Source organism: Pseudarthrobacter sp. 05T312, from assembly GCF_056396685.1.
Genome location: NZ_JBFTLY010000012.1, coordinates 114,016 through 123,978 on the forward strand (window position 1 = coordinate 114,016; position 9,963 = coordinate 123,978).

The 9,963-nt window shown below is 66.8% G+C and carries 12 protein-coding genes; 3 read left to right on the forward strand and 9 right to left on the reverse strand.

The genetic code is table 11. The features are described from left to right. Positions 1-3: 3 nt before the first annotated feature. Both AC1DIP_RS15425 and AC1DIP_RS15430 read right to left on the reverse strand, forming a co-directional pair. Positions 4-573 carry a hypothetical protein gene (locus AC1DIP_RS15425; RefSeq protein WP_477734245.1) on the reverse strand — a complete coding sequence of 190 codons (570 nt, stop codon included), beginning with the start codon at positions 571-573 and terminating at the stop codon, positions 4-6. Positions 574-578: 5 nt separating this feature from the next. Next, positions 579-968, reverse strand: a complete 390-nt coding sequence (locus AC1DIP_RS15430; protein WP_477734246.1) for a PLD nuclease N-terminal domain-containing protein — start codon at positions 966-968, stop codon at positions 579-581. 61 nt (positions 969-1,029) lie between these two features. Here AC1DIP_RS15430 and AC1DIP_RS15435 point away from each other — a divergent pair, with 61 nt between their 5' ends. Next, positions 1,030-1,341, forward strand: coding sequence for a DUF4229 domain-containing protein (locus AC1DIP_RS15435; RefSeq protein ID WP_476207060.1), 312 nt, complete (start codon positions 1,030-1,032; stop codon positions 1,339-1,341). Here the strand turns inward: AC1DIP_RS15435 and AC1DIP_RS15440 are convergent. The 5 genes from AC1DIP_RS15440 to AC1DIP_RS15460 form a co-directional block, all read right to left on the reverse strand. Then, complete coding sequence (locus tag AC1DIP_RS15440) at positions 1,338-2,219, reverse strand: 1,4-dihydroxy-2-naphthoate polyprenyltransferase (RefSeq protein ID WP_141182387.1); 882 nt, start codon at positions 2,217-2,219, stop codon at positions 1,338-1,340. The genes AC1DIP_RS15435 and AC1DIP_RS15440 overlap by 4 nt on opposite strands. 75 nt (positions 2,220-2,294) lie before the next feature. Beyond that, entirely contained in the window at positions 2,295-3,506 is a 1,212-nt protein-coding gene (locus AC1DIP_RS15445; protein ID WP_477734247.1) for an AMP-binding protein, read from the reverse strand. Positions 3,507-3,518: 12 nt separating this feature from the next. Beyond that, positions 3,519-4,472 (reverse strand): 1,4-dihydroxy-2-naphthoyl-CoA synthase, encoded by a 954-nt coding sequence (locus AC1DIP_RS15450; RefSeq protein ID WP_476207055.1) that lies wholly within the window; start codon positions 4,470-4,472, stop codon positions 3,519-3,521. A gap of 22 nt (positions 4,473-4,494) precedes the next feature. Beyond that, the gene (locus AC1DIP_RS15455) at positions 4,495-4,935 is read right to left on the reverse strand and encodes a VOC family protein (RefSeq protein WP_476207053.1); all 441 of its coding nucleotides are present in this window, start codon (positions 4,933-4,935) and stop codon (positions 4,495-4,497) included. A 51-nt stretch (positions 4,936-4,986) separates the two neighbouring features. Continuing rightward, positions 4,987-5,748 carry a CPBP family glutamic-type intramembrane protease gene (locus AC1DIP_RS15460; protein ID WP_476207051.1) on the reverse strand — a complete coding sequence of 254 codons (762 nt, stop codon included), beginning with the start codon at positions 5,746-5,748 and terminating at the stop codon, positions 4,987-4,989. A gap of 208 nt (positions 5,749-5,956) precedes the next feature. Here AC1DIP_RS15460 and AC1DIP_RS15465 point away from each other — a divergent pair, with 208 nt between their 5' ends. Continuing rightward, positions 5,957-7,417 carry an amino acid permease gene (locus AC1DIP_RS15465; RefSeq protein WP_476207050.1) on the forward strand — a complete coding sequence of 487 codons (1,461 nt, stop codon included), beginning with the start codon at positions 5,957-5,959 and terminating at the stop codon, positions 7,415-7,417. A 98-nt stretch (positions 7,418-7,515) separates the two neighbouring features. On the opposite strand, the gene AC1DIP_RS15470 is transcribed toward AC1DIP_RS15465, so the two are convergent. Next, complete coding sequence (locus AC1DIP_RS15470) at positions 7,516-8,253, reverse strand: dienelactone hydrolase family protein (protein WP_476207048.1); 738 nt, start codon at positions 8,251-8,253, stop codon at positions 7,516-7,518. 46 nt (positions 8,254-8,299) lie between these two features. On the opposite strand from AC1DIP_RS15470, the gene AC1DIP_RS15475 reads away from it, so the two are divergent. Beyond that, the gene (locus AC1DIP_RS15475; protein WP_477734248.1) at positions 8,300-9,370 is read left to right on the forward strand and encodes a DNA polymerase IV; all 1,071 of its coding nucleotides are present in this window, start codon (positions 8,300-8,302) and stop codon (positions 9,368-9,370) included. A gap of 157 nt (positions 9,371-9,527) precedes the next feature. On the opposite strand, the gene AC1DIP_RS15480 is transcribed toward AC1DIP_RS15475, so the two are convergent. Then, positions 9,528-9,704, reverse strand: a complete 177-nt coding sequence (locus tag AC1DIP_RS15480; protein ID WP_476207045.1) for a CsbD family protein — start codon at positions 9,702-9,704, stop codon at positions 9,528-9,530. Between the last annotated feature and the right edge of the window lie 259 nt (positions 9,705-9,963).

Below are 9,963 nucleotides of genomic sequence, written 5' to 3' on the forward strand. Positions count from 1 at the left end.
CGCTCAGCCCCGGCCGCGGCCGCCCTTGAGCCAGGCTCCCGCCGGGGGCAGGAACAAGAGCACCAGTCCTGCGAGGGCCAGGAGCAGCCCTGCGCCCCACAGCATCACGACGTAGCTGCCCGCGGCGCCACCCGGGACCAGGAACGCGGAGGCGAGGACCAAGACGGGCACATGGATGGCCAGCAGCAGGACCAACGTCCAGCGGGCCCAGGTCCTCCGGCCCAGCACGGCTGCCAGGACAGCGGCCTCAAGCGCCGTCACCAGGAGCAGGGCAACGATGCTGCCCCAGAACACGATGTTCGCCGCGGTACCCACCGATTCGGCATCGCGGTCTGCGGCCATGCCCGCCACCACGCCGCGAAGCCGCTGCAGGTTGGAGTCACGGGCTGCGAAGGACCCCAGCAGGACCGCCAGCCCGGCGGCGAAGCTGAAGAGCCAGAGCGAGCGGGCGGCACGGATGGTGCGCGGCACCGCGGGGGTGGCCGGGATGGGCGGCGGGGCGGAATAGGACAGGCCGGGCCTTGGTGGGGGAGCGGACAGGCGCCGTTCTTCGCCGCCGGCTGGGGACGCCATGGGCGCTATTTCAGTCCGTCGGTATCGTGTTCGTCGGTGCCGTGCTGGTGCTTCCCGCCGTCCTCCTTGGCCTTGGATTCGAGGTCGTCGCGTAGTTTCCTGAGGCGCTCGGCCTCGGCCTGGTTGCGGCGGCGTGCCTCAAGGTTGCGGAGGAAGTCCGGGTCATCATCCGGAGCGGTGGGGTGCGGGTAGCTGGGCCGCGGCTGCGTGGAGCCCCGCGGCCGGCCGATCAGCAGCCACAGGACGGCGCCGAGGACGGGCAGGACAATTTGGACGATGATCCACGCGGGCTTCGAAATCCCGCGGGTCAGGCGGCCTTCAGTGCGGATCACGTCCACCAGGCCATACACAAAGATGACGAGGACTGCGACGGCCAAAGCCACACGGAAGAGCATGCCATTAAGTCTATCGTCAGGACGCGCAGGGGCCGCTGGCCGGGGCGGCTAAACTTGAATAGTGGCCTTTTTGAAATATTCCCTGATCCGCCTGGCGATCTTCGTGCCCCTGTTCGTCCTGTTCATGCTCCTGCAGGTCGGGGCGCTGATGGCCGTCATCTGCGCCGCGCTCATTGCCTTCGCCATTAGCTACCTCTTCTTCCAGAAGCAGCGCGACGCCGCCTCCGCAGCCTTGCAGTACCGCTTTTCAGGGAAGGCCAAGCCCCTGCGCTCCGCCGGGGAGGTCCAGGACGCCAACGCCGAGGACGCACTGCTGGACGCCAACCCGGACATCACCATCAACAACGCCAAGGGCAGCAGCAAGAAGGATTAGAACCCGTGGCTGAGGATCAGCCCCAGTGAGAACAGCACGCTGTAGCCAAGATTGATCAGGCCGGTCTGCTTCAGCACCGGGATCAGGCTCTTGCGCTTGCGGCCGTTGATCATCAGCCAGGCCGGCATCAGGCAGGCCGGAATGAGCAGCAGCACGATCAGGATCCACGGCCGGCCCGGTGCCAGGATAACCACCAGCAGGATCGCGACGGCGAGCATCAGGACGTAGCTTTCGCGCGCGTGCTTGTCGCCGAGGCGCACGGCCAGGGTCTTCTTGCCCGCCTGCATGTCCGTGGGAATGTCGCGGACGTTGTTGGCCATCAGCAGTGCCGTGGCGATCAGCCCGGTACCGATCGCGCCGATGACCGCGGAAAGGCTGATGTGCCCGGCCTGGGTGTAGGTGGTGCCCAGGGTGGCCACCAGGCCGAAGAAGACAAACACGAACAGGTCGCCCAGCCCCATGTAGCCGTACGGGTTCTTGCCGCCCGTGTAGCCCCACGCCGCCATGACGCAGCCCAGGCCCACCAGGATTAGCCACCAGGCCTGGGTGAGGACCACCAGGACAAGTCCGAACACCATCGCCAGCGCGAACGTCCCGAACGCCGCCCACTTGACGTGTTCCGGTTTGGCGGCGCCGGAGCCCACCAGCCGCAGGGGGCCCACGCGGTCGTCATCGGTGCCGCGGATGCCGTCCGAGTAGTCGTTGGCGAAGTTCACGCCCACCTGCAGCAGGAGCGCCACCAGCGCCGCGAGGATGGCGTTGGGCAGGAGGAACGAGCCCATTTCATAGGCTGCGGCAGTGCCGATCAGCACCGGCGCGATCGCTGCCGGCAGCGTCCGGAGTCGGGCGCCTTGGATCCATTGGGCGGCTGTTGCCACGGTTAGTACCTCGTGTTGTTTCGGTAAGACGGCTGGATGGAACGTGCGCACCCGCCGCGGTGGTGCAGGTCCACTCTACTTTCCCCCGTGCAGCGTGCTGAGTTCGGCGGTCATGGCGAGCCGGTCCGGCTTTCCGTTCGGCAGCATCCGCAGCGCCGGCGCGGTGAGGACCGTTTTGGGCGCCAGCACCCCCAGTTCCTGCTGCCAGTGCCGTTGAAGGGCGACGGCGGGATCCCCGGCTTCCTGCCCGGGCCCGCCTTCCCCGGCGGCTCCACCGTCGGGTGCGAGCGCCACGTAGGCCGCCACCGCCTGGCCCCATTCGGCCGAGGGGACGCCGGCCACGAAAGCTGCCGTGACGGCGTCGGCCTGTTCCAACTGCTCCTGTACGTGGCCGGCGGAAACCTTGACGCCGCCGGTGATGATGACGTCGTCGGCGCGGCCCAGCACGGTGAGGCGGCCGTCGTCGTCGATCGAGCCAAGGTCGCTGGTGCGGTACCAGCGCACGCCGTCCTCCTCGAAGAACGTCCCGGTTTCTTCGTCAGGGGCTTCGATGTACCCGGCGGCCACGGTGTCCCCGCCCAGGAGGATGCGGCCGTCTTCAGCCACCCGGACGGAGACGCCTTCCAGGGGGTAGCCGTCGTACACGCAGCCGCCGGACGTTTCTGCGGAACCATACGTGGTGACCACCCGTACTCCAGCGTCGCGGGCGGCGGCAAGCAGGGCCGGGGAGGCAGGCGCGCCGCCCAGCAGGACCGCGTTGAAGCGCCGTAGAACGGCGAGTGTTTCAGGCGAGGGCTGGTCCAGGAGCCGCTGGAGCTGCGTGGGGACCAGTGACGTGAACCGGATCTTGTCCGTCAGTTCCAGCGCGGCAGCGGTGAAGGCCTCCGGGGTGAAGCCGCCGGACATATCCATGACCCAGGGCCGGGTACCGGCGAAGAGGGACCGCACCAGCACCTGGATGCCGGCAACGAACTGGACGGGCAGGGCCAACAGCCACTGGCCCTCGCCCTTGAGCCGCAGGGCGGTGGCCATCGAGGACGCCGCCAGGCACTCCACGGTCAGCAGGGTCGCCTTGGGTGCCCCGGTGGACCCGGAGGTGCGCACCACTGCCACGGCGTCGTCGCAGCCGGGGGTCTCGACATGCCCAACGACGAGGCCGCCGTCCGGGCCCACGGACAGTTCGACGGCGGGGCCCTCGCCGTGGAGGGCGGCCGCGAGGGCCTTCAGTGCGGGTTCGATGTTGAGAGGACCGCCGTGGGGCGTGCTGGGTGAGGCTTCGCTGTTCATTGCCGTCCTGCCTTAGAAGTAGTGCGGGAAGCGTGACCAGTCGGGGTCGCGTTTTTGCAGGAAGGCCTCCTTGCCCTCCACGGCTTCGTCCGTCATGTAGGCCAGCCGGGTGGCTTCGCCGGCGAACACCTGCTGGCCGGCCAGTCCGTCGTCGGCCAGGTTGAACGCAAACTTCAGCATGCGGATGGCCTGCGGGGACTGCCGTGCGATGTCCGCGGCGTACTCCAGTGCCACCTCCTCGAGGCGGTCGTGGTCCACCGCCTCATTGACCGCGCCCATGCGGACCATGTCTTCCGCGGAATATTCGCGGGCCAGGAAGAAGATTTCGCGGGCCGTCTTTTGGCCCACCTGCCGGGCCAGGAGCGCTGAGCCGTAGCCGGCGTCGAAGCTTCCCACCGTGGCGTCGGTCTGCTTGAACTTGCCGTGCTGCCGGGACGCGATGGTCAGGTCTGACACGACATGCAGCGAGTGGCCACCGCCGGCTGCCCAGCCGTTGACGACGGCGATGACCACCTTGGGCATGGTGCGCATGAGCCGCTGGACTTCCAGGATGTGCAGCCTGCCGGCCCGGGCGGGGTCGATGGTTTCCTGGGTCTCGCCGTCGGCATACCGGTAGCCGTCCCGGCCACGGATCCGCTGGTCGCCGCCGGAGCAGAAGGAATGGCCACCGTCCTTGGCGGAGGGGCCGTTTCCGGTCAGCAGGACCGTGGCGACGTCGGGGGTCATTCGGGCGTGGTCCATGGCGCGGTAGAGCTCGTCCACGGTCCCGGGCCGGAACGCGTTGCGGACCTCCGGGCGGTTGAAGGCGATGCGGACCGTTGGGAGGTCGCGCACCCACGCGCCGCCGGAATCCCGTTCCACCTGCCGGTGGTACGTCATGTCCTGGAAGTCATCGAAGCCGGAGACCACCCGCCAGCGCATGGGATCGAAGACATCGGACACCGGGGCGGGGATCTGGTTGCTCACCGTCCAAGTCTAGTAATCGGCGTCAGCTGATGCAGAACTCGTTGCCCTCAGGGTCCGCCATGGTGTGCCAGGAGTGCGGGCCCTGCCGCGCCGACCAGAGGAAGGAGGCGCCCCGGGCTTCGAGTTCACGCCGCACCTCGTCCTTGTCCCGGCCGTCCAGCCTGACGTCCCAGTGCACCCGGTTCTTCACGGTTTTCCCCTCGGGTGCGGTCTGGAAAAGGATGCGCCGCTGCGGGGCCTTGGCGTCAATTTCTTCCGGCGGCCGGATGGCGGCGCCGTCCTTCCACACCAGGTTTCCGTGGTGCGTCGTGGTCTGGTTTTCGGTGGCGTAGCCCTGCTCAATCATGGAGCGGATAAAGCCTGCATCCTGCGGTTCCACCGTCCACTGCAGGGTTTCGGCCCACCAGTCGGCAAGCTCGTGCGGGCTGGCGCAATCGACGACGATCTGGATGTTCAGTCCCATCCGTCCACGGTAAGGGCGGGAGGCGCGTTGGGGAAGGTCCGGTGCGGGTGCTCAGGCCTGGACGTTCTGCATCTGGCTGATCAGCTCCGGCGGGATGGCGTACACCAGGACCACGGCGAGCAGGTTCTTCGCGGCATGGACGAAGTAGGAGAACATCACGTTCTTCCCGGTCCACATATAGACGAACACCAGCGTGGCGCCCATGGCCAGGTAGGGGAGCAGCGCAGTCAGGGTCACCGCCTCCTGGCCCACGATATGGAGGGCTGCGAACAGCACCACCGACAGCGCGCAGCAGATCCAGATGTTCACGCGGCGGGACATCTTCCCAATGAGGAGGTGGCGGAAGATGTACTCCTCGACGAACGGACCCACCACCACCAGCAGCGGAACCATGAGCCATGCCGGGACCTGCTGCATCAGTGCCTGCAGCCCTGCCTGGTTGGCCGAGGTTTCAACCTGCCCGTTGGCTGCCACCACCACGGCGGTGAGGATCATCATGGCGATGACGGCTGCCGGCACCATCAGGAGCGTAAACCAGGGCCGGGTTGCCAGGACCTTGAGGTCCCGGACCACCACCCTCCGGGCGGCCAGGAGCGCCAGTATTCCCACCGAGGCATAGAAAAGCAGGTTCACGGCATAGGACGCCGCTGCAGGGGATGGGGCAAGCTGCCGGAGCAGAGGCGCGAGCACGTTGCCGGCAACCGCGAAGAACCCGGCAATGGCAACGTAGAGGCACAGCGTGGCCAGGTCCAGCCGGGAAAAACGGTACAGCTGCGGCTGCGGGGCGGGCGGTAAGCGTTGGGCTGTGGCCATGCCCCCAAGCCTATCGCCGGGGCGGCCGTGTAGTGCGCGTCACGTACCACCCCGGACCGTCTTGTAAGATGGTCAGGTCGCGTGAAGCTTCGGCAGTTCGGCCGATCCACCCTCACATCTGCTGGTCCCAAGGCCTAAAGGCCGAATTTTGTGAGCTTGATCATACGAAGACCGGATGCGGCCAACCCCCAACCCACAAGGAACAGTTGTGCCTCAAAGTACCCCCACAGACCTAAAGAACAGCACGGCGCCATCCTCCGCCGTCGACCCGTCCCTCAGCGCCGAGGGCTACAAAAAGACGCTGGGCCGACGCCACGTCACCATGATCGCCATGGGCGGCGCGATCGGCGTCGGCCTTTTCATGGGCGCCGGCGGACGCCTCGCCTCCACCGGCCCCGCCCTGATCTTCTCCTACGCCATCGCCGGCGTCATTGCCTACCTGCTCATGCGGGCCCTGGGCGAACTCATCATGTACCGCCAGACCTCCGGCTCGTTCGTCAGCTACGCCGGCGAAATGTTCGGCAAGAAGGGCGCCTTCCTCTCCGGGTGGATGTACTTCATCAACTGGGCCATGACCGGCATCGCCGAGCTCATCGCCATCGGCCTGTACTTCCAGTTCTTCTTCCCCAACGTCCCCGTCGAACTGTCCGCCATCGCAGCGCTGGTGCTGCTGGTAGCCGTGAACCTGTTCAGCGTCAAGGCATTCGGTGAGTTCGAATTCTGGGCTTCCGTCCTGAAGGTCACCGCAATCGTCATCTTCCTGGCCGTGGGCACCTTCATGGTGGTCACCAACGCCAAGGTGGGCGAGGGCCACGCATCGGTCAACAACCTCTTCGCAGCCGACGGCGGCATGTTCCCCAAGGGCGCCCTGGTGATGATCCTGGTCCTGAACGCCGTGATCTTCGCCTACAACGCCATCGAGCTGGTGGGCATCACCGCCGGCGAGATGCAGAACCCGGAACGCGAAGTCCCCAAGGCGATCCGCGCCGTCGTCCTCCGCATCGTGGTGTTCTACGTCGGCTCCGTGACCCTGCTCGCCATGCTGCTTCCCTCGGACCAGTACCACGCCGGCACCTCCCCGTTCGTCACCGTCTTCGGCCAGATGGGGCTGCCGTGGATGGGCGACGTCATGAACATGATCGTCATCACCGCTGCATTGTCCTCGTGCAACTCGGGCCTGTACTCCATTGGCCGGATCTTCCGGACCATGGCCAACAACGGCCACGCCCCGCAGTGGCTGACCCGCATGTCCACCCGCCATGTGCCCTACGCGGCGATCCTGGCCATCGGCGGCGTCTACCTGGTGGGCATCCTCCTCAACATCTGGCTGGGCGGCTCCCACGCGTTCGACCTCGCCCTGAACACGGCCTCCATCGGCGTGATCTTCACTTGGGGTTCCATTTTCGCCAGCCAGATCGCGCTGCGGAAGAAAAAGGGCAACGTCTCCAGCCTGCCCATGCCCGGTTCGCCCTGGACCAGCTGGGCCGGACTCATCGCCCTCCTCGTCATCACCGTGCTCATCGGCTTCGACACCATGACCAGCAAGGACGGCGAGGTCTTCTACCTGGGCCTCTGGACGCTGGCCACCATTCCGTTCTTCGCCGTCGTCCTCTGGCTGGGCTGGCAGAAGGTCAAGAACAACCAGCCCAAGAGCGAGCTCTTCAGCTAGCTTTCCGGACAGCGTTCGACGGCGGGCCGCCCCTTGGAGGGCAGCCCGCCGTCGGCGTTTCCGCAGGGTGCCGGGACACGTCCGGGTGCCCGGGCTGCTTAGTCCTTCAGGTACCGGGCGAAGTGGTCCTCGATGCGCCGCCAGGCCTCGGGTGCTGACTCCGGGTCCGGACCCACGCCCATGACCCGCATCAGCGGCCTGAGGAGTACCGGCCCGATTTCTTCGTCGTTGAGGAAGGCGTGGCCGGCGCCGGGAAACTCCTTCACGCTGTGCTCGATGCCTAACTGGTCCAGGGCAGTTTCGAGGCGCGCCGCGGCCCCCTTCAGGGACCTGTCCGCGCCGCCGTAGTTGGCCACGATGGGGCAGGAGCCACGCAGTGCCTCCACCAGGTCCTGCTGTTCCTTGCCCGGCAGTCGGCCGTAATTGACGGAGGCGGCGTCGAACCCGTCCCTCGCGGTGAGCAGGGCAAAGCCGCCGCCCATGCAGAATCCGATCACCCCGGTCCGGCCGTTGCCCAGCGCCGATTGCGCCAGCCAGGCACGGGCTGTGGCGATGTCGGTGAAGGGCCTGCCCGTGCGGGCCGCCATGGCCCGCATGGTTCCCACCAGGCACCGCCGCGGGCCGCCGTCGCTGTACAGGTCCACCGCCAGGGTGAGGTATCCGGCCTTTGCCAGCCGGTCCGCGTGCCGCCGGGTCTGGTCATCCAGGCCGAACGCTTCATGGATCATCACGACCCCGGGAAAAGGACCCTCTCCAGCGGGTACGGCAAGGTAGCCGTTCAGGGAGGGCGAGCCGCCGGCAGCGGCGCTCTCTGCGCTCAGGTCTACGTTCGTCATGGGCCAAGGCTAGCCCCTTGGAGTCCGGCCGGGCAGACTGGGCTCTGTGAGCGAACCGTGGGTGCTGCATGTGGACCTGGACCAGTTCATTGCGGCCGTCGAAGTGCTGCGCCGCCCCGAGCTGGCGGGCAGGCCGGTTATCGTAGGCGGCCGCGGCGACCCCACCGAGCGTGCCGTGGTGTCCACAGCGTCCTACGAAGCCCGGGCCTACGGCGTGGGATCGGGCATGCCTCTGCGGATCGCGGCGCGAAAAGTGCCGGACGCGGTGATCCTGCCGGTGGACCATGATGCCTACCTTGAGGCGTCCGGGACGGTGATGGCGGTGCTCCGTTCCCAGCCGGGAACCACGGTGCAGGTGCTTGGCTGGGACGAGGCGTTCGTGGGCCTTGAGTCGGACGATCCGGAGGCCTTCGCCCGCCAACTCCAGCAGGCTGTGCTGGCGGAAACCCGGCTGCACTGCAGTGTCGGCATCGGCGACACCCTGGTCCGCGCCAAGGTTGCCACCACATTCGGTAAACCCGCCGGTGTTTTCCGGCTGACAGAGGGCAACTGGCTGGAGGTCATGGGGGAGCGGCCCACGATCGAGCTGTGGGGGGTGGGAAAGGCGGTGTCCCGCCGCCTCGCCACCCTGGGCATCAAGACCGTTGCCGACCTGGCAGCCGCCAATCCTGCTGACCTGGTTCCCGAATTCGGCCCAAAAATGGGGCCCTGGTATGCGCAGCTTGGCCGGGGCGACGGTTCCCGGACCGTCGATGACACCCCCTGGGTGGCCCGGGGGCACAGCCGTGAAACCACCTTCCAACGGGACCTTACGGAGGCGCAGCAGATTGACGACGCCGTCCGCGAGCTGGCCGCGCACGTCCTTGAGGATGTCGCTGCCGAGGGGCGGCCCGTGGTGGGCCTGACGTTGAAGGTGCGCTACGCCCCGTTCACCACCAAGACCTATGGCCGGAAGATCCCGGTGACTACCGATATCGCAGAGGTGTTGGCCGAGGCGCTTGAGCTGGCGGCGAAGATCGAGCCGGGGCGTCCTGTCCGGCTCCTAGGGCTGCGAGCCGAAATGACCATGCCGGACGACTCCCGGCAGGGGCACACCCCCACCCGCAGCGGCTGGTAACCCCATCGACTGCTGAGTAGATGCCGTTTTGCGCCCCCAAAACGGCATCTACTCAGCAATCGAAAGTGGTGGACAGCGAAACGGTGGCAGATCCATCGGATCCGCCGCCGTTTTGGCTGTGGCAGCACGCCGTTCGCTGCGGCTGCCCCAGCAGGGACTAGTCGCGCTTGAATTCGTCCTTGACGCTCTCGCCGACCTTCTTGGCATCTGCCTTGACCTGGTCGGCCTGGCCTTCTGCCTTCAGGCGGTCGTTGTCGGTCGCGTTGCCCGCAGCTTCCTTGGCCTTGCCGCCAAAGTCCTCTGCCGCGTTACTGATCTTGTCTCCGAGGCCCATGCTTCCGGCCTCCTTTCGTTTCCGTCGATCAACCGTGCACTTTCACGATAAGCAAAGCCTGCTTACTATTTCAAGCCCTCCGGTGTGGTGTTCCGTGTCGGGGGTGGGCGCTAGGTGTAATTCCCAGGGACGTTGTGAACAGCGTGGCGTGATGTAAGAGGCGAGGGCCTCCGGTATCGATTTGGGTTACCACACTCATCTCGACGCCAGGAGGCCCTCGTGTCCTACGTTACCCACGCCAACGCCGACCTCACACCTA